General features: G+C 61.6%; 17 protein-coding genes and 1 pseudogene. 5 read left to right on the top strand and 13 right to left on the bottom strand.

Translation table 11 applies throughout. From position 1 onward, the window contains the following. Window positions 1-27: 27 nt before the first annotated feature. Window positions 28-576: an LPXTG cell wall anchor domain-containing protein gene (locus ACVILH_RS14195; protein ID WP_456713443.1), complete on the bottom strand. Its 549-nt coding sequence runs from the start codon at window positions 574-576 to the stop codon at window positions 28-30. Between the two features lie 259 nt (window positions 577-835). On the opposite strand from ACVILH_RS14195, the gene ACVILH_RS14190 reads away from it, so the two are divergent. Together ACVILH_RS14190 and ACVILH_RS14185 are read left to right on the top strand one after the other, a co-directional pair. Further along, entirely contained in the window at window positions 836-2,203 is a 1,368-nt protein-coding gene (locus tag ACVILH_RS14190) for an APC family permease (protein WP_456713442.1), read from the top strand. A gap of 25 nt (window positions 2,204-2,228) precedes the next feature. Beyond that, on the top strand, window positions 2,229-2,786 hold the full coding sequence (locus ACVILH_RS14185; RefSeq protein WP_456713441.1) for a hypothetical protein: 558 nt from the start codon (window positions 2,229-2,231) through the stop codon (window positions 2,784-2,786). Window positions 2,787-2,902: 116 nt separating this feature from the next. Here the strand turns inward: ACVILH_RS14185 and ACVILH_RS14180 are convergent, their stop codons facing one another. The 3 genes from ACVILH_RS14180 to ACVILH_RS14170 all read right to left on the bottom strand — a co-directional run bounded on the left by ACVILH_RS14180 (window position 2,903) and on the right by ACVILH_RS14170 (window position 5,069). Continuing rightward, complete coding sequence (locus ACVILH_RS14180; RefSeq protein ID WP_456713440.1) at window positions 2,903-3,250, bottom strand: hypothetical protein; 348 nt, start codon at window positions 3,248-3,250, stop codon at window positions 2,903-2,905. Between the two features lie 917 nt (window positions 3,251-4,167). After that, window positions 4,168-4,707: a hypothetical protein gene (locus ACVILH_RS14175; protein ID WP_456713439.1), complete on the bottom strand. Its 540-nt coding sequence runs from the start codon at window positions 4,705-4,707 to the stop codon at window positions 4,168-4,170. A 179-nt stretch (window positions 4,708-4,886) separates the two neighbouring features. Continuing rightward, window positions 4,887-5,069, bottom strand: coding sequence for a hypothetical protein (locus ACVILH_RS14170; protein WP_456713438.1), 183 nt, complete (start codon window positions 5,067-5,069; stop codon window positions 4,887-4,889). 364 nt (window positions 5,070-5,433) lie between these two features. Here ACVILH_RS14170 and ACVILH_RS14165 point away from each other — a divergent pair, with 364 nt between their 5' ends. Further along, entirely contained in the window at window positions 5,434-5,910 is a 477-nt protein-coding gene (locus ACVILH_RS14165; protein WP_456713437.1) for a DUF6789 family protein, read from the top strand. 134 nt (window positions 5,911-6,044) lie between these two features. Here the strand turns inward: ACVILH_RS14165 and ACVILH_RS14160 are convergent, their stop codons facing one another. From ACVILH_RS14160 to ACVILH_RS14140, 5 genes and pseudogenes are all read right to left on the bottom strand, one after another. Beyond that, window positions 6,045-6,557 carry a DUF1269 domain-containing protein gene (locus ACVILH_RS14160; RefSeq protein WP_456713436.1) on the bottom strand — a complete coding sequence of 171 codons (513 nt, stop codon included), beginning with the start codon at window positions 6,555-6,557 and terminating at the stop codon, window positions 6,045-6,047. A 164-nt stretch (window positions 6,558-6,721) separates the two neighbouring features. Then, the gene (locus tag ACVILH_RS14155; RefSeq protein ID WP_456713435.1) at window positions 6,722-7,120 is read right to left on the bottom strand and encodes an HdeA/HdeB family chaperone; all 399 of its coding nucleotides are present in this window, start codon (window positions 7,118-7,120) and stop codon (window positions 6,722-6,724) included. A 102-nt stretch (window positions 7,121-7,222) separates the two neighbouring features. Further along, entirely contained in the window at window positions 7,223-8,731 is a 1,509-nt protein-coding gene (locus ACVILH_RS14150) for a hypothetical protein (RefSeq protein ID WP_456713434.1), read from the bottom strand. Window positions 8,732-8,764: 33 nt separating this feature from the next. After that, window positions 8,765-9,553, bottom strand: coding sequence for a hypothetical protein (locus ACVILH_RS14145; RefSeq protein ID WP_456713433.1), 789 nt, complete (start codon window positions 9,551-9,553; stop codon window positions 8,765-8,767). 49 nt (window positions 9,554-9,602) lie between these two features. Beyond that, window positions 9,603-9,842, bottom strand: a pseudogene (locus tag ACVILH_RS14140) (hypothetical protein); the annotation flags it as partial. Between the two features lie 640 nt (window positions 9,843-10,482). Between ACVILH_RS14140 and ACVILH_RS14135 the strand changes: the two are divergent. Continuing rightward, a complete protein-coding gene (locus tag ACVILH_RS14135) occupies window positions 10,483-11,871 on the top strand; it encodes a hypothetical protein (protein ID WP_456713432.1) in 1,389 nt (462 codons plus the stop codon). Between the two features lie 97 nt (window positions 11,872-11,968). Further along, window positions 11,969-13,228 (top strand): APC family permease, encoded by a 1,260-nt coding sequence (locus ACVILH_RS14130; RefSeq protein WP_456713431.1) that lies wholly within the window; start codon window positions 11,969-11,971, stop codon window positions 13,226-13,228. Window positions 13,229-13,269: 41 nt separating this feature from the next. On the opposite strand, the gene ACVILH_RS14125 is transcribed toward ACVILH_RS14130, so the two are convergent. The 4 genes from ACVILH_RS14125 to ACVILH_RS14110 form a co-directional block, all read right to left on the bottom strand. Then, on the bottom strand, window positions 13,270-13,914 hold the full coding sequence (locus ACVILH_RS14125) for a MarC family protein (protein WP_456713430.1): 645 nt from the start codon (window positions 13,912-13,914) through the stop codon (window positions 13,270-13,272). A gap of 115 nt (window positions 13,915-14,029) precedes the next feature. After that, complete coding sequence (gene glsA, locus ACVILH_RS14120) at window positions 14,030-15,025, bottom strand: glutaminase A (protein WP_456713429.1); 996 nt, start codon at window positions 15,023-15,025, stop codon at window positions 14,030-14,032. 15 nt (window positions 15,026-15,040) lie between these two features. Further along, window positions 15,041-16,591 (bottom strand): putative glutamine/gamma-aminobutyrate antiporter GadC, encoded by a 1,551-nt coding sequence (gene gadC, locus ACVILH_RS14115; RefSeq protein ID WP_456713428.1) that lies wholly within the window; start codon window positions 16,589-16,591, stop codon window positions 15,041-15,043. A 54-nt stretch (window positions 16,592-16,645) separates the two neighbouring features. Continuing rightward, the gene (locus ACVILH_RS14110) at window positions 16,646-17,980 is read right to left on the bottom strand and encodes a glutamate decarboxylase (protein WP_456716976.1); all 1,335 of its coding nucleotides are present in this window, start codon (window positions 17,978-17,980) and stop codon (window positions 16,646-16,648) included. Window positions 17,981-18,090 lie beyond the last annotated feature (110 nt).

Raw genomic sequence — 18,090 nt, 5'->3', positions numbered from 1 at the left:
ATCGTCCCCGACGTCGATCATATGGCCTCAGTCCGTCCGCCTGCGGATCGAAAACAGCAGGGCCATCAGGACTGCAAGTGTGATGCCGATCAGAAGCAGGATGAGCGTGGACTGCTCGAGCCAGGCAATCGCGGGGACGCCGAGCGCCAAGACCACCCCCACGGTGCAGACGCGCCAGGATGCGATGTGGACGCCGGCCGTAAATGTCCCGAGCGCGATCAAGGTCAGGACAGCGAGCGCGCTCGCATCCGCATTCATCATCCGGTCGACATCGGCGATGAACATCAGCCGGATCGCGCCGAGGACGGCCAGCCAATGCAGCGTCTGGGTCTGAATGAGACGAAGCTGCTCCGCGCGCGTTCCCGCTCCGCGCCAGCGCGTGCTGATGCAGACGGCGCCGACGAAGGGAGCAAGCACCATCCAGTAGATCGTGATCGGTGTCCTCGCATAGCTACTATAGGCAATGCCGAGGAGGGCAAGAACCAGGATCGCGAGATACGGCCATTCTCGCGCGAAGACAGCGAGAAGATCTCCGCCCTCCCGGTCTGCCAGCTTCTGGGTCGATTCGTTCAACATCTCGGGTTCAACCAGCTTCGGCCGACGCGATGAGCACTGTCTGATCCGACGGGACTTGCGCGCAAGGTCTGCCGGTCGCCCGGTCAACGCAATAGGTCGTCTGCCCAAATTGGGATTCGTCGACAACCTCACCCTGCCCCCCTCGCGCACCTCCTCGGCTCGCTCTGTTCGACACGCCCATTCTGAGCGCCCTTCGACTGGCCACGCCGATATTGCGGTGATTTGCTGTAAGGCCTCCTCTTGAGAGATTGCGCAAGCGATGAACGACATATCAGGCGATCCTCCGCAGTTGACGACCGCAGGAACGATCGGAGTGACGGGCGTTCTATCGATCGGCGTCGGCGCAATCGTCGGCGGCGGCTTCTTTGCAACCTTCGGACTGACCATTCTCGGCGCCAAGGGCGCGACACCGTTGGCGTTCCTGCTGGCCGGCCTCATCGCGCTATTGACGGCCTACGCCTATATCGGCCTGACGCTTCGTTATCCCGGCCCAGGTGGCACCGTGTCGTTCATCAACAAGGCTTTCGGCACCGGCCTTTTCGCCGGCGGGGTCAATGTTCTCCTGATCCTCAGCTATGTCGCCATCATGAGCGTCTATGCAGCAGCGCTCGCGTCCTACTCCGTACCCTATCTGCCCGAACCGCTCCGTCCGGCTGCGTTCCACGTCATCGCCTCGTTGGCCATCATCCTGCTGGGATGGATCAATCTGCTCGGCGCCAAAGCGATGCAACAGTCCGAGCACCTGTTCAATTTCGGCAAGCTCTTCGTCCTCCTGATCTTCATCGGCGCAGGTCTGCTCGTCGGCCGACTGGATTGGGCGCGTCTTGCGCCCGCAGCCTGGCCGGCACCGACGACGATCGTCGCCAACGGCATGCTTGGCTTCCTCGCCTATGAAGGCTTCGAGTTGATCGCAAATGCATCGGGCGACGTGCGCAATCCGCGCCGAACCTTGCCCATCGGCTTTCTCGGCAGTGTCCTCATCGCGATCGCCATCTATCTGCTGGCCTTCGTGGTCGGCGTCACGAGCCTGCCGATCTCCTCCTATGAGCAGGCCAGGGATTTTGCCATCTCGGCCTCTGCGGAGAGCTTCCTTGGACCGGCGGGGTTCGCGATCATGGCTCTCGGCGGCATTCTGGCTTCCGCATCGGCGATCAATGCCGATTACTTCGGCGCAGGGCGGCTGCCGGACCGGCTGGCGGCAGCGCATGAACTGCCTTCGATCTTTCAACAGCGCGTCCGCACGAAATCGACGACCGGTCTGATCACCATCGGCGTTCTTTCGCTCGCCGCCGTCAATTTGCTGTCGCTACAAGCATTGTCCGCCGCCACGAGCGGCGGATTCCTGCTCGTCTACGCCACGGTCAATCTCGCGGCTTTTCGGCTGGCCGACACGACCGGCGCTCGGCGATGGCTCGTCTTGGTTGCCATGACGTCCTGCCTTGTGGCGCTCGTCGTGACGATGGTCGAGTTCCTGTCCTCCCCAAGCACGATCGAAGCGGCCGCGTCGGTCGTCGGGATCGTTGCGATCTCCTTCCTCATCGAGATCGTCCACCGCTCGATGGGGCATATGCACGTCGCCGGGCCGTCGATGACGACATCCTGCGCGAAGGAGGACTCCCTTCACTGACACCCGGGTCCGCTTCTGACGCCCAATGACGCGCTTCAGTCCGGCCGCACAATCGTCCCGTCATGCAGCGGGTTGGGGGATATCGATGTCGAATAAGAGACACTTTGCTTCTGCAGCGATCGCACTGCTCTTGCTGTCGCCTGTGATCAACGCTGCCAGCGCCGCGGGACTCGAGTGTCCCGACATCCCTGCCGCTTCCGCGCTGAAATCGAGCTTCGCAGGCATGGCAGCGGCCTCGACGAGCGAGCTTGCCAACGAAATAGATGCCTTGATCGTCCGGATGCAGAACGCCAACCCGAATGCGTCCTACAGCGACATGACGGACGACATTCTCGCCGGCTACTGCGCCTCAGTGGCGACACTGAGCGCCCCGCTCGCGACCAAATGGAAGCTCCTACGACAGTTCGACCGCCTCCTGCAGGCCAAGCTTGCAGCAAACATGCTGCCGAGCGGCAGCGAGATTCTTGCCACCGTGCCGCTGCCGCCCGCCGTGTATGATTCACTCCGCGCTCAGGCCGCCAGCGCCGGCTTGACCACGACAACACTGATGACCGCCATCCTGTCCAAGGCGGCAGGGCGTTGATTGCCTGCGACGTCCGGTATGGTTCGATCGCCGTGGACACGAGAGCGCGAGGCCAGCACGGCCTATCTATCCGAATAGCATAGGTGATGAGCTGAGCCTGGCATAGACGACGGGAGCTAGCGCCGGCGCATGTGCTCGGTGGCCTTGATCAACGATTGAAGCAGCTCAGCGGTCAATTCACTGTCGAAGCGGTCCGGATTGCTGCGGACGATTCCGTGGAGATAACGAAGCTCTGCGCCTACTCCCGTGAGGGTCATCGGCACGCATCCAATGAGCTCGCAGAGCGCGCGGTGCTCATCCTCAGCCGCCTGCTCGATCGTTCTCTCCAGATCCAGCAACTTTCGGCTATCGCACGGCCCGCGATGCTTGGCGGCAGCCGACTCCAAGAACTTCAGCTTCGCCGCAGCGAGGTGGTGGGCGCTGATCAAGGTAAAGACGACGGGCTCGGCTTGTGCTTCGATCATGGCATTTGTTTCTGATTTCCGGCAACCTGATGTCTGGCGTTATCTCGGCCGGCCGCAATCGGACGCGGCGATTCTGCTCGTGAAATACTCCGCCAAGTCTCCAGGCTGGTCAATTGATGGGATGCTTGAATTGAGCGGCATTGAAACCTCGATCAATATCAGAGCTCCATTCTATTACGCCACGACGTTCTCACACTTAAGTACGATCCAACGCAAAGCTCTTCGTTCATCTCGTCGGCTGCCCACCGGTATTTTGCGCTCTGCTCGTTTTCCGCCACGATGCGGCCGCTGGTCGCAGGATCAAACGATCTACTGCTACAATGGTACAAAGATAAGACGCCCAACCAATCCAGCGAGACGACACTTATCGGATCTGGATATCGAGACCGAACGACTCGCACCCTAATGTCGCCAATTCCACATCACCTCGTTAGTTGAACGCGGTTGATGTTCATCATTGCAATACGCGTGGGAACACTGCACCGGAGTTATACCGGGCCGCTCTGGATTCTCGTGTGGAACACGGACGGATGAGCTTCGCCGGGGCGCACGTCGATACATGAACAACTCGGCAATCAGGAGCGTCATTGCAAGCGCTGCCGATTGACGATGCGGCAACCGATCCGCCGACGCTTACGAGCGCGGTTTGACGACGAGCGATCCCGCGCCATTGATGAGCGTTATGACGGAAAAATCGCAGAAGGCAGAGCACCACCCGAGCTCAATGGGCCGGAGTAACCGGAACTGCAATCACGGACCGGGCGGTCAGGGCTGGGCGGTGCCCAGCGAATGCAACAGGCGCATCGCAATTATCTGCGGCCGCACGAGAGCGATGCAACCGGCTAACGTATCCGGCAATCAAGAGAGTGCATTGCGGACTTCGAACGGGGGGCATAAAGCAAGCGATCGGCTTCGCATCACCCCCGACAGTCCTTCAATGCTGCTGAAGCCGAGGGCGGCTGCCCCGCCGACATGTTCGGTGTCGCCCCTCTCGCCAGCACGCGCTCAATGCTTACGTAGAGCCTTGCAAGACGCTTGATGCTGCGGGTGTCGAGGTCACTGAGCTCCTTGCGGGCTCGCGAGCCATCGTTTTCCACGTACAACGTCCAGACCTGCTCATCGCCTGCGCGACAAATCCATTTCTTCTCTTCAAGCAGCCTCAGCTTCCGGCGAACCGTCTCACGCGGGATGCCGCAGACGTCGGCGAGACGCGATGCACTGATCGCCGGGACGCGAGATGGACCTCCGTCGGGCGAGCGGACAGAGGAGGCGAGAACGGTCTGGCCAATGACCGCTAAAATGCACATCTGCTGCAGATCGCCATCGAATTGCCGCGAGCAGTCGGCAATATGCTCACTGAAGAACTGCACAAAGCAGTATTGCACCTCGGCGTAGTTCAAGCCCAGATGATCGCCGACCTCGGCGAGACGTCCCTTCGGCGAGATTTCGCGCGTCATCGGCGGCTCCCGTTTGTTGACGAGGAGAAATATCCTCTGCTCTGAGCGCTGCGCCTTTTCTTCCTGTTGCCGGACATTAACATACATTAATCAACCAAAGATTACATCTTTGTTTCGCGCATACCGATCGAGCGTCACTGCGACAAAAAACCACGATGCGCACACGACAGAACGGACCTCTAATTCGAATGAATCCCCCACAGCACGACCGCCACCGTGAGCAGGCAGGCGACTGCGTAGAGCGCCACTCGCAGCTTGGAGGCTCGGCCTTCCTCCAGCAGGGGATCGAATTCGAGATCAGTGTCGAGCCTCGACGGCGTGTCATCGGCTCCCGCGGCTGACGCGTCAGACTTGTCGGTCATGGCAACTCTCCCCAGCCATCCAGACTTGCAGCTCAGAACCACTAGCTGACCACCAACCGGCCAGACGAGAAAGCCGGGTGCCGCCCGTTTTGGGCGGAGCGGAGTAAGGCCGTACTGGCTATTCTCCTAGCCTGCTCAGAGACAGTTCGCGTCAGGCCAGGCTGAGCGTCAGAGCCCGTCGAGCTCGCCGCAAGCCACTGCCGGACAATGGGGCATTTTCCCGGGCGAACGGGTCTCTGATGTGCGACGGTTGTTGTTGCGCCAGCGAGAAGCACCGCGTGTGGGTCGCTCAAAATGAGCAACCATTGGTTTGACGTCGGCCTCGCCATGTCATCAACTCACTATAGCGACTGCGCAGAGAAACGTGGCCGACGTCAACATGAGACGTTCCATGCAACCTGAGACTGCCAAATCCGGCCTGACCGCCGGCGTAGCCGCAACCGTTGCCGCGGCGATAGGCGTTCTCGGCGGCGCACAGTTCGGCGTCGTGCCGCGATTCAGTCTGGCGACCGACTTCGTGACGCTCGCTTCTCAATTCACGAGCACAGCCCTTCCGCCGACCTTTGGCGGCTTCGCGTTCGTCATTGGCGGTGTGTTTTGCGGAGGGCTGTCGTTCGGCCCGCTCAGCTCGCACCTTCCCGGCGGCCCGCTCCTCAAAGGCCTGGCATTCGGCATGTTGGTTTGGATCATCACCTGCGTGATCAGCTGGGCAGCAGCCCCGCTCACTGCCGGCGTCGCCGTGTTCAATATGACCGTATCGATTGTCTATGGAACGGTGCTTTCCTTGGTGTTCTCGAGCCAGCGTGGTGCTGCCGCGATCGAGGACGTGACCCCGAACTAAGATCAGGGTCATAAGCCCGTCCGGACGCGATTGAATGACGGCGATTCTGTCGAGAGCCCGCAGTGCGCGACGAGGACAAGTAGGCAGATACGAGACCGGATCGCGTAGCGGCGATCCGGTCCGCCGTCGATTGGTCAGGCGTGTGGCGCCGTGACCGACGGGGTCGACGCCGCGAGCGCATCGCGCAGCGCCTGCTCCTTGGTATGATCCAGCGACGTCTTGATGACAGTTCCTCCCGATCCCTTGACCGCATCGAGAACCTTGTCGGCCGTCATCTTCTTGATCAGCACAAACAGCGCCGCATTGCCGGGCTGGATGGTGCCGCCGATATCCTTCATGAATCGATCGTTGATGCCGAAATCGCTCATGGCGCCGCCCAGCGCGCCGCTCGCGGCGCCCAAGGCCACGCCGACAATCGGCATCAGGAAGACGATTCCGATCAGCAGACCCCAGAAGCTTCCTTGAGCAGCTCCCGCCGCAGTTGGGCTGAATAGCTGATGAAGCTTCACCTTGCCATCGGCTGTCTTGACGGCGACGACGGCGTCGCCGATCTCGACGAGGTACTGCTTCTGTAGATCAAACAGCTTGTTGCGCATCTCTTCCGCCTGCGCTTCGCTCGGGTAGACGATAACAACTAGCTCGCTCATGCTCATCACTTCCCTACATTGGACACAAATAACCCCGGTTCGACGATCCTCTCAGAAGACGCGTGTTCCGTTCGATCCGTTCGCCTGTCGTCAGGACCGCGAGCAAGGCGACGAAAGCCATTCGATGCGCATCAGCCTGACTGGGACCCACGGCTTGTCTTCGACTATATTTTTTCTTCGAGAGCCCTCAGATCCGCCTCGACCTTCCGCCATGCTGATTTCACGATCGACCAAAACCTCGATTTTGGCGCTTTGCTGCACTCGCTGATCACGATCGGAACGATCTTCTCCGTGCCATCGATATCGATGATCGCATCATCTGCCTTGCGCTTCGCAGCGTATCCTGAAGCGAAGTAGATGACCCTCGGCTGAAGGACATCCTGGACCTCAAGAAAGTTCTGGCAGGTCCATTGCCCCAGCGCCGGCTGGCCCTTCTTCTTGTCGTCCTCCTTGGCATGTGCTGCCGCTGCCAGCGCCGAGCACATCAGCACAACCGTGGCAAATGTCGCTTTGTTCATGGCAATGCCTGTCAATTGCTGCGCGCTCGCGAGGATCACCTGCACACAGATAGTCAGTCGAATGAAGCGGCATCTCAAGAAGGGCCCTGCCCGATTTGAGCACGAAGTGGAATGCAGCACCTGCGGTCTATCAACGAAATGACAGCGTCAAAACCGCCAACTGAGATTGGTGTAGCCGCCCCACCAGTTCTCCACTTTGCCTGGTGCGATCCCCTTCAGGCCCTCACCCGGCACCGAGAGCGCTACGCCCACGGTCCAGAACAGATTGGCCGAGAGCACCCGCGTGAATTCGACATAATAGTCGTCGGAGAGGTGCGGACGCTGCACCCCGACGACGACAGAGGGAAGACCTTCTCCGACGAGGCCGAGCCGCGCTGCCTGGCCAAACTGCACCGGGCTGTTGAGCTGCGCAGCGTCGATGTACCAGTACCAGAGCTTCAGGAAGTCCTGCTTGGATAGCGCAAGATCGATCCGGAAGCGGTGAGCGCTGACATTGGAATTGTAGAAGGCCAACGATCCGTTTCCGCCGGTCGCCCAGAGCGGAGGACTTCCCGCGTAGTACAGCGGATCAAAGCGCTCGTTTCTCGCCGTCGCCGGATCGTCTCCGGAAAAATAGCGGTAGGCGTAGGAAAAGGCCGGAGCGAACGGCAGGGACTGAGCTCTGTAGCCGATCTCGCCCTGACCGCCGTAAGCCCGCTGATTGATGCGATCGTTCCATTGGTAGGCAAACTCGCCGGCGATCCAGAGCGACGGCAGGCCTGAGAATGGCTCGAAGCGTCCGTATCCATGCAGCGTGCTCATTCCGCTCCGGCCATCCGGAATCAGCGTCAGTGGCGCCTGGATCGAAGGATAGGCGGAGGACAGCACGTTGATATAGGCGAGGCCCGCATATTGGTCCTGGCCCAACTGGACTTCCGTCTTTGCTCCGGCCAGCCGGGTCATCGAATCACTCGATCTCAATTCGTTGGGCGCGAGGTAAAAGCCATCGATCGAGACATTGCCGATCGACACTTTGGCTATTCCGGTCATCTGCCAGGCGGTGCGCGGCGCCATCAGCAGGGCGCCCCTTTCAAACCCGTTGCCGGCGCCAGTGGCGATCAGCATCCCCGATCCGATCCTGTAGTCCTGCTGGCCCAGCGACACGTCCACCACGGCGCCGCCTGGTGCGCTCCAGCGGGCGCCGGCGTAGGCATTCTCCAACAGCAATCGACCTGTATTGCCTTCCTCGAAGACATCCCGGCCCAAGGTGCCTGTGCCGACGATAGCGAGCCCGCCGTAGGCTTGCAGCGTGTCAGTGACGGAATAGGACGTCTTCAGAAGCGGCTTGAACCAGGCTTCGGCCCAACCGCGGTCGGCGCGATAGTTCGATCCTGGCGCGGTGGTCGCCGCGAGATTCCACCAGCTTCCCCGTTCGCCTGTGGTCTGCACGCCACCTTCAAAGCCGAACGTGATATCCCACGGTCCCGACACGAATTGCAGCGGATTGTTCGGCGGCTGCGCCTGCGCCGGCAATGATGCCAGCATTCCCAGCATCGCGAGCGAGATAACGCCGAGCCTGCGGCTGCGGCCGGGCCAAGCGATCGATTCCTTTCGACCCGAGCTGACCGTGACGAAACGGACGCTCCGTGCTGCGGGTCGCAATTGCATCAAACTCATGCCGACCCTCGCCTACTCCATCCGCAGCACTCTTCAGAAGAATTTCTTCACCGCGAGCTCGATGGCTCCGCGGTCCGGCCGGTCGCCATACTTGCGACTGAACCGCATCGAGGTGACGAAGGTCGGGTTGACCTGGTATCCGAGCTCGACTGCCGTCTCCCACCACTGATCCCGAGAGTTGATCGTCTCCCAGTAGCGCTGCACATCCAAGGTCACAAACATGCGGTTCGGAAACACGAACGCCTGGATCCCGCGCAGGCTGAGCAGTTGGATGTTGGGACGATTGGGCTGACCGGCGACCGAGTTGGTCGATTTGACGACGACCGCTGAGATCAATGCGGGAGACCACGCATAGACGGCTAGCGCAGCTGGACTGAGTTGGACTTTTCCCGCTCCTAGCGTCGCCGTCGATGCGGCCGGCAAGACGGTCTCCAATGCGCCTCCGAGCGACAATTGCCCGAACGACTTGATGTAACGGATCCGCGTGAAGACATCGCCGACGCCCCAGTCGTTCACGCCGCCCGCGCTCGGTCGTGCCAAAATCGGGGAGCTGTCAGGAGCTTCCGGGAAGTAGATCGCAGGGCTGGCCCCGCCGGGGGCGCGGAAGTTGTTCAGAACGGGAAACTCGACGTTGAAGCCGATGGTCTCAGACACGCGATAATCATATTTCAGGGTCGTCGTGTAAACCGCCGCCCCGTTGGTCAGCCAGTTGTACTTGCCGATGACGTCCACTCGCGTGTCGATATCAGCCGGATTGACCCCTCGCACCTTCGGCTCGTCAGCCGATGCAGCGAGCGGAGTAAACAATGCCGCCAGCGCCATCAGAGCGAATAGCAACCGACCGCGCAATCCCGCATGGTCCGCTTTCAGACTAATAAGTCGGACACACATCCCAGAAACCCCGCGTCTGGCTTTCATCGGTATAGAACCAGCAATAGTCCGGGCGCGGCGGAGGGCCGGCCCAGGCTGCGGCTGCGGCACCGGCGATGAAGCCAAGAGCAACTCCTGCAGCGATGGCGCCACCCGGACGCCAGCGGCCCGGCGGCCGGACAATGACGACTCCCGGTCGCCCGACGGGACGGCCTGCGACCGGAGGGCGCACGATCGGCCGGCCCGCGACGGGCGGACGGACCACCGGACGACCTGCGACCGGCGGGCGGACGACGGGACGATTGGCGGGTGGTCTGAGTGCCGGGCGATGGACCCGGTGAGCCGCAGGAGAGCGCTGAATGCGATTGTTGCCCGCGGCAGCGATGCTGCCATCGCTTGCGACGACCGAGAGTGCCCCGATCAGGCAAATACACCACGCCCGTCTCAGGGCAGCTCTTACGACAGCTCTTGCGGCAGCTCTCATGATCGCCCCATCACGCACATACATCGCGAGCACGAGACTACAATCTGCTCGATCATCGGCCTACGGTGAGGCCGCTCATTTTGAGCGCTCGGTCGCTTTACGCGCGGTCTTCCGTTAGCGAGAACTCAGCGTCGTCCTCGAAACAGGAGTCCGATTGATGCGACGCGTTTCTCAACGATCCCTGATCGGCGTGATTTGCTCGCTCGTTGCTGCGTTGCCAATCCCCTCGATCGCAGCAGAAGGACCAAAGCCGAATCCATTCCTGTCGGCGCCCGTATCGGGGATGACGCATTTCAATCCCGCGCAGACCGATACCCTGCCTTATCCCGTCGTGCGCGGAGAATTCCGCGTCGACCTCGCCAAGACGCCGTTCATCCCGGGCGGTCCGATCAACATCATGACGCTGGCCGCCGCCGAGCCCGGCTTCATGTGGGCGATCTCGACTGATCGCGTTGCCTATGTCGATGCGCGCGAGGGCCGCTGGAGCGCCGTCGCGGAAATCGATCTTCCCGGAGTGAAGCGTGTGGCGCCAGCACAGCTGAGGGAGTTGCTGGATCGCAGCTTCACATCGATCGCCGACATCGAGACGTTGGCCAAGAGCATACTCGGGCCGGTGCCGCAGGCCATCACGGCCAATGGGCTCTACACCGTGGCCGATCGCGACAACATCGCCTACGTCAACGCCGGAACCAAGATTCTCGCGATCGGACTTCGCGACGCGGCCAACCCGGCAGCGGGGCTCGAGGTGAAGCGATCCGTTGACGCGGCGGACTTCATTCCCGCGGCCGACATGCCGGGGCTCGGCAAGGCGGTGCGCCTGATCGGCATGAACATGACCTATGACGGCCACCTGATCATCGGCTCGGCCGGGGCCATTGCCGTGATCGATCGCGCATTCAAGCAGAAGCCGTCTCTCTACACGATCGAAGCCGGACAGTTGATCTCCAACTCCGTTTCCGTCGACGACAATAATGGAATCTATGTCGCGAGTGGAAGCTTCACCCCGATGGCCGACGGGATCTTGCGCAAGCTGATCTGGACCGGAACGCGACTGTCCGATTCCGAGGCGGACGGCGCATGGTCATCGACTTACGAGGGCGGCAATTGGCCGCCTGCGGTCAAGGCCGGCACCGGGACGGGCTCGACGCCGACCTTGATGGGATTCGAAAAGGACAGCGATCGTCTCGTTGTCCTGACCGATGGCAACGATCGCATGAAGATCGTAGCCTTCTGGCGCGACGACATTCCCGGAGACTTCAAGCAAAAGCCGGGAACAAAGTCGCGCCGGATTGCCGGACAGTTGCAGGTGACGGCGGGCCAGCCCGGAGAGATAGCTTGGGTTCAATCCGAACAATCGGTGGTCGTCGACGGCTATGGCGCCTTCGTCGTGAACAACGTCGCGGCCGACGGACACCCGGACAAGCTGATCGATGTGTTGGCGATCGGTGCCATCATCAAGCCCGCAAGGGGTGTCGAGCGGTTCGAATGGGATCCGAAGCTTCATGAGTGGCGCTCTGTCTGGACGCGCAACGACGTCATCTCGACAAGCATGGTTCCGGTGGCAAGCGCTCCATCCGGTATCGTCTTCGTCAACGGCTACTCGGCAGAGGATGGGTGGGACGTGAACGGTCTCGACTGGCAAAGCGGCAAGACCGTGCATCGGACCATCTTCGGCAAAACGAACTATGGCAATGGCGCCTATGCTCTGCTGCAGTTTGACCCGCAAGGCGATCTGATCTTCAACTCGATCGGCGGCCCTTTCAGAATCACCTTCGGTCGTCAATGAGACGGAGACGGGTTGAAGGCCTCGGGCGCCAGGTCCCGGCTCATCTGACATGGCAACATCCATGAATGAGCCTTCCAGACCTGCCGGCCGCGCCTCCATGACCATGCTCAGTGTCGCTGCCATCGGCGTGGGATCGATGGTCGGCGCCGGCATCTTCGCGCTGCTCGGCCAGGCGGTCACCGCGGCCGGGAAACAGGTCTACGCGAGCTTCCTGGCGGCTGGCGCCATCGCCATCTTGAGCGGCCTCTCCTATGCCCGCCTCGCCGTCCGCTTTCCAACCAATGGTGGCATCGTCGAGTATTTGGCGCAGGCGTTCCCGTCTCCGAGGGTCGCCGGCGGCCTGGCTCTGTTGTACTTCATCACGCTGCTGGCCACGTCGGCGATCGTCGGCAAGGCCTGCGGCACCTATGCCGCGCGGCTGCTATTCGAGGACGGCGGCGGCAAGCTCGCCATTGATCTCCTCTCAGCCGCAATCGTCGTTCTGCTCGCGGTCATCAATCTGGCCGACGACCGCACCGTGAGCCGTGCAGAGGTCATGCTCGTGGGCTTCAAGCTCGCCGTCCTCGTCATAGTCATGGCTGCGGGATTGCCGACGATCGATGTTGCGCTCATCGAGCAGGGCAGAAATGTCGGCGTCGGAGAATTGCTCTCGAGCATCGCCCTGACCTTCTTTGCCTATGCCGGCTTCGGCATGATGACGAACGCGACAGCGAATGTGGCGGATCCAGGCAAGACCATTCCCCGGGCGATCTTCCTCGGCATCGGTCTGGTGATGGTGCTCTATTTGTCGCTGGCGGTGGTCGTGCTGGGCAATCTGCCTGCCGAGAAACTTCTCAAGTATGCCGACACGGCCGTCGCTGAAGTTGCCAAGCCGATCCTCGGTCATACCGGGTTCGTGCTCGTCTCCATCGGCGCGGTGGTGGCAACCGCCTCGGCGCTGAATGCCACGCTGTTCACCATCTTCAAGCTCGGCACCGCGCTGAGCGCCGGCCAGGCCGACAGCAACCTTGCGGCGCGACTGATCGGATCCCGCGGCGGCTTCGTCGTGCTGATGGCGTTCGTGATCGGCATCATCTTCACATTTGATCTGAGCTCCATCGCGAACGTCGCGGGTGGCGCGTTCCTTTGCGCCTATCTCTCCGTTTTTGTCGCGCACTGGCGACTGATGTCCGAAGCGGGCGGCTCACGGCTTCTGATCATCGTCGGCGCTGCGATGATGCTGGCCGTTCTGGCGGCATTGGTTCATCAACTCTGGACTCAACAGCCGTCCGCACTGATCCTGCTCGCCGCGCTGATGGCCGGTTGCGGCGTGCTCGCCAGTCTGATGAACAAGCACGGGTCAGGTCGACCAGCATGACTTTTGTCTCGGGACGTCAAGCTGAGCTGCGCAGCCTTCGATCATAACTGCGCACCGCCATAGAGGACGAGGTCCTTCAATCCCTTTACTGTCAATTCTATCCCGAGTGCGAACAGGATGATCCCGGAGATCCTGTTCACGGCGTCGACCGCACTGACGCTCAGCGAGCCAACCAAACGACCCGCAAACAGAAAGGTCGTGAAGACCACCACGGAAACCATCAAGCAGGCGGCTGACAGCAAGACCAGTTCCGGCCAGCTTGGATAAAGCGCGGCCGTTCCGATGACGACCGCAATCGTGCCGCCTCCGATCGTGAGCGGGAATGTGAGCGGTACGGCCGTCAACGTTTCCCACTGAACGCTTTGCTTCGCGGCAACGATGTCACGGTCGGCGGCTTTTCCCGCCCGCGTGAAGAGTGGCCATCCCTGGTGCAGAAGTGCGACGCCGCCGGTGCAGGTCAGCGCCGCGGTGGAGATGCCGAGTGCCTTGAGCGCGATCTGGCCAAGAGCGATGGTGAGACACATCACCAACACATAATTCCGCGCGACGAGGAGCGCTATCCTGCGCTGAACAGCCACGGGCGCCCCCTGAAGCAGCGTTGCGACCGGGCCAATGATCGCCAGTGGCGAAAACATCGCGAGAAGGCTGATCACGAAGAGAATGAGCTGGTGGGCCGAGAGCGTCACGGCTTCCCTGTCATGGCGCGCTGGCCGCGGCTGCACGTGATGGATGGCCCAGGCTGGGCATAGCACGGTCTCGACCAGACGAGCACCCGGAGCTCACCATCAAGCCATTCCCCCACTACGCGCTGACGCGAGTTGCCTCAGTCTGCGATGGCGCGTAAAGATTGAGGCCGAGATCGTGCGCGACCGATGCGACGGCATGCCAGGCCTTGACCGAGTTGCCGGCATCATCGAGCGGAGGCGAAAATGCCGCGATCGCAATGCGGCCCGGAGCGACGGCCAGCAATCCGCCACCGACGCCACTCTTGGCCGGGATCCCCACCGCGAAAGCCCAGTCGCCGGAGGCTGTATAGACGCCCTCCATGGCCATCTCCGCAAGGATGAAGGGCACGTTCTCGGCCTTGATGATGCGCTGTTGCGTCTTCGGGTTGATGCCGCCGGCCGCGAGGGTCGCCCCCATCGTCGCCAGATCCTCGGTGCTGACGAGCGTCGAGCATTGCCGCGTGTAGACGTCGACCGCCCGCATCGGATCGCTGTAGCAGGTGTTCGCGCTGTAGAGCAGCCATGCAATCGCGCGGTTGTGAAAATTCGTGCCCTGCTCCGAGCGATTGATGTCGTCGCTCAGCGACAGCTTGCGGCCGGCGAAGCGGCATTGAGCGTCCAGGATTTGGGCCCAGCACTCGTCGGCTGTTTTGCCGGGAATCAGGCTGACGGTTGCGATCGCGCCTGCATTGACCAGAGGCGACAGCGGCTTGCCGCTGTGCAGCTCCAGCGCGATGACGGAATTGAACGGCAATCCCGTGGGGCTGACACCGATCTTCTTGCGTATCTCCGCAGGCCCCAGCTGATCCATGGCCAGTGCGAGCGTGAAGACCTTGGAGATCGATTCGATGGCGAAGCCGTAGGAGGTGTCGCCGGCAGAGAACAGCCTGCCGTCCGGAGTCATCGCGGCAACCCCGAAGAGATGGCTCGGGACCGATGCCAGCGATGGAATGTAGTCCGCATTTGCGCCACCACTGACGTTCTTCCCGGAGCGATGGGCCGCCTGCACGGCCGTCTCGATGGCTTCGGACGAGATGTCGTCCGAACGAGCTGCTTGCGCTGAAATTGTCATGGCCGGCATTCCGCCTCAGGTGCGTTGGGTGAAGGCGCCGGGCGCCAACTGCCCGTCGGCACCGCTGGGGATCTGCTGCCAAGTCCGGGTGTCTGCGCCTTGGCTTCTCGACTCCCAGCTGAACGGAGCAAAATCGGACTGCTGATCCTGCCACTCCGGTTTGCGTAGCGCATAGATCACGAATGGCAGGATCACGAAGGCGACCGTCAGAGTCGCGAGGATGGCGACGTAAAGCGTCGGGCTACCGACCGAGATTTGGCCAGGTGGAATGAAGGACAGCACGAAGGCCAGCAGCGAGCCGAGAAATCCAAGGCCGCCGACAATCCACATGCCGAGATTGCCTCCGGGGATTCGGTAAGGCCGGACCCGGTCGGGCTGGGTGTAGCGCAACGATATCGCCGCCGCGAACATGAGAAGATACATCACGAGATAGAGTATGGCGGTGAGCTGGCTGAGGATCTGGTAGGCCGCCTGGACCGACGGCAACACGACGAACATGATGGACAGGGCAGAGACCATGACGGCCTGGACGAGAAGAATGTTGACCGCCATGCCGTGGCTATTCGTCTTCTGCCAGAACCGCGGAAGGTAGCCTGCCTTGGCAACCGTCAGCAGACCGGACGAGGGTCCCGCGACCCAGGTCACGATTCCCGCCAGGACTCCACAGGCGAGCGCAGCCCCCATCACGGGCGCGAGCCATGGGAGTCCGGCCCACCGCAACATGTCTCGATACGCCACGAGCAGGCTCTGCGTCAGGTTGATATCCGCCTGGGGAATGATGAAGGCGATCGCGAGCGTCCCCAAGACGAAGATCGCGACAGTGCCGAGCGCTGCGATCAGGATGGCGATGGGATAGTTCCGCGTCGGGTTGCTGACTTCCTTGACGTGGATCGCATTCATCTCCATGCCGGCGTAGAACAGGAAGATGCCGGCCGCGAGCACGACATTATTGAAGTTGGTGAAGTCGGGAATGATCTTGTCGACCGATAGCGAGATCTGGGGCTTCCCTCCTCCAAAGAGGTAGGCAAAGCCGAGCGCGATGAGGATCGCGGCCGGAACGATCGTGCCGATGATGCCGCCCCACTTCGACACGCGGGCAAACGCCTCCACGCCCCGAAACGAGATCAGCGTGGCCATCCAGTAGATGGCGAGCACGACCCCGAGGACGAACCAGTTATTCGACGACAAGGCCTGGTCCCAACGCTGGTCCGGACCGATGAAAGCCAGCGAGACGGCTCCGAACGTCAGTCCGGTCGGAAACCAGACCGTGACTTCGATCCAGAGCATGAACATCGCCAGGAATGCCCAGCGCGGCCCAAAGGCTTCGCCGACCCAGCGGAAGACGCCACCCTTCTCCGGCCAGCCCGTTGCCAATTCGGCTGCTACGAGAGATACGGGAATGAGGAACACCACGGCGGCGAGCAGGTAGTAGAAGATCGAGCTCATGCCGTATTCGGCCTCGGACGGGAGGCCGCGAAGACTGACGACGGCGACGACATTCATGATCGCCAGGGTCAATATGCTGATCTTGCCGACCTGCGAGCCGGTCGAAGCGTTCGATGTCATAGCCGAGCTCCTGAAACTCGTGTCAAAAAGATAGCTGTCGGTCCGACGGACACTTCAATTGTGATGGAAGCCGGTGCCGTCGGCGGCTCCGATCTTCGGTGCGCCGTTCTTGCGCAGAAAGGCGAGCGCCGCCTTGAAGTCGTCGACGAAGAGCTCGGCCAGATCCATCTCGAACCCGCGCCGGCACATGATCCGCATGACGGTGATGTCCGACGCCTTGCCGTTCAGCAGGAAGGCCGGCACCTGCCATCCGCGCAGACGAAGCCGATCGGAGAGCTCGTAGAGCGAATAACCCGGATCAGCGTTCGCCCGCAGCTTGAAGCAGACCGCCGGAATGCCGGTCTTCTCGTCGCCGTTGCAGATGAACTCATAGGGACCCAGATCTGCCAATTGCCCGGCGATGTACTGCGCGACGCGATAGGCGCTCGTCTGGACCTTGGTGTAGCCCTCGCGCCCGAGCCGGAGAAACTCGTAGTATTGGGATATGACCTGCCCCGCCGGGCGCGAGAAGTTGATCGCGAAGGTGCCGACCTGGCCTCCGAGATAGTCCACCTTGAAGATGAGATCCTCGGGCAGCGAGGCTGCATCGCGCCATATCACCCAGCCGCAGCCGAGCGGCGCCAGCCCGTATTTGTGCCCCGACGAGCTGATCGACTTGACGCGGGGGAGCCGGAAATCCCATGCGATCTCCGGCGCGCAGAACGGCGCAAGAAAACCGCCGCTGGCCGCATCGATGTGCAGGTCGATATCGAGGCCGGCCGATTTCTGCAGGCGATCCAGCGCTGTCTGCAGCGGCTCGGGAAATTCGTAATTGCCGGTGTAGGTCACGCCGAACGTCGGGACGACGCCGATCGTATTCTCGTCGACGGCCTCGAGCATCCGCTCCGCGTCCATGAACAGCCGTCCCGGCTCCATGGGGATCTCGCGCAACTCGACGTCCCAGTATCGGGCGAACTTGTGCCAGCACACCTGCACGGGACCGCAGACCAGATTCGGCTTGTCGTCCGGCTTGCGCATCTCGCGGCGCTTCTTCCGCCACCGCCATTTCATAGCCATGCCGCCGAGCATGCAGGCCTCGCTCGAGCCGATCGTGTTGGTGCCGGTCGCATTTCCAGCAGTCTTCGGCGCATTCCAGAGGTCGGCGACCATATTGACGCAACGAATGGAGATCGCGGCGGATTGCGGATACTCCTCCTTATCGATCCAGTTCTTGTTGATCGAGAGATCCATCAGACGGTGCACGTTGTCGTCGTCCCACGTCTGGCAGAAGGTGGCCAGGTTCTGCCGCGCATTACCGTCGAGCAGAAGCTCGTCGTGAACGATCTGATAGGCGACATCCGCTCGCATTTCGTCCGCCGGAAATGACGTCCGCCCGGCCGCCCGCGCCATGTCGGCCGAGCCGAACACGGAATCATCCTTGGAGAGTGTCATCGGCATGTCGAGTCCCTCATCAATATGTGACGATCAGAATTTGCTCTCTATGGCTGTCGACGGCTCAG

This window comes from Bradyrhizobium sp. USDA 4353 (genome assembly GCF_054063215.1).
Note: the sequence above shows the minus strand (reverse complement) of the source record. Positions and strands in the feature narration are given on the sequence as shown.

Bases quoted from the DNA above. Each gene is read 5' to 3' on its own strand.
- ACVILH_RS14195 (WP_456713443.1), bottom strand. From the start codon at position 576: ATGTTGAACGAATCGACCCAGAAGCTGGCAGACCGGGAGGGCGGAGAT.
- ACVILH_RS14190 (WP_456713442.1), top strand. From the start codon at position 836: ATGAACGACATATCAGGCGATCCTCCGCAGTTGACGACCGCAGGAACG.
- ACVILH_RS14185 (WP_456713441.1), top strand. From the start codon at position 2,229: ATGACGCGCTTCAGTCCGGCCGCACAATCGTCCCGTCATGCAGCGGGT.
- ACVILH_RS14180 (WP_456713440.1), bottom strand. From the start codon at position 3,250: ATGATCGAAGCACAAGCCGAGCCCGTCGTCTTTACCTTGATCAGCGCC.
- ACVILH_RS14175 (WP_456713439.1), bottom strand. From the start codon at position 4,707: ATGACGCGCGAAATCTCGCCGAAGGGACGTCTCGCCGAGGTCGGCGAT.
- ACVILH_RS14170 (WP_456713438.1), bottom strand. From the start codon at position 5,069: ATGACCGACAAGTCTGACGCGTCAGCCGCGGGAGCCGATGACACGCCG.
- ACVILH_RS14160 (WP_456713436.1), bottom strand. From the start codon at position 6,557: ATGAGCGAGCTAGTTGTTATCGTCTACCCGAGCGAAGCGCAGGCGGAA.
- ACVILH_RS14150 (WP_456713434.1), bottom strand. From the start codon at position 8,731: ATGAGTTTGATGCAATTGCGACCCGCAGCACGGAGCGTCCGTTTCGTC.
- ACVILH_RS14145 (WP_456713433.1), bottom strand. From the start codon at position 9,553: ATGGCGCTGGCGGCATTGTTTACTCCGCTCGCTGCATCGGCTGACGAG.
- ACVILH_RS14135 (WP_456713432.1), top strand. From the start codon at position 10,483: ATGACGCTGGCCGCCGCCGAGCCCGGCTTCATGTGGGCGATCTCGACT.
- ACVILH_RS14130 (WP_456713431.1), top strand. From the start codon at position 11,969: ATGACCATGCTCAGTGTCGCTGCCATCGGCGTGGGATCGATGGTCGGC.
- glsA (WP_456713429.1), bottom strand. From the start codon at position 15,025: ATGACAATTTCAGCGCAAGCAGCTCGTTCGGACGACATCTCGTCCGAA.
- gadC (WP_456713428.1), bottom strand. From the start codon at position 16,591: ATGACATCGAACGCTTCGACCGGCTCGCAGGTCGGCAAGATCAGCATA.
- ACVILH_RS14110 (WP_456716976.1), bottom strand. From the start codon at position 17,980: ATGGCGCGGGCGGCCGGGCGGACGTCATTTCCGGCGGACGAAATGCGA.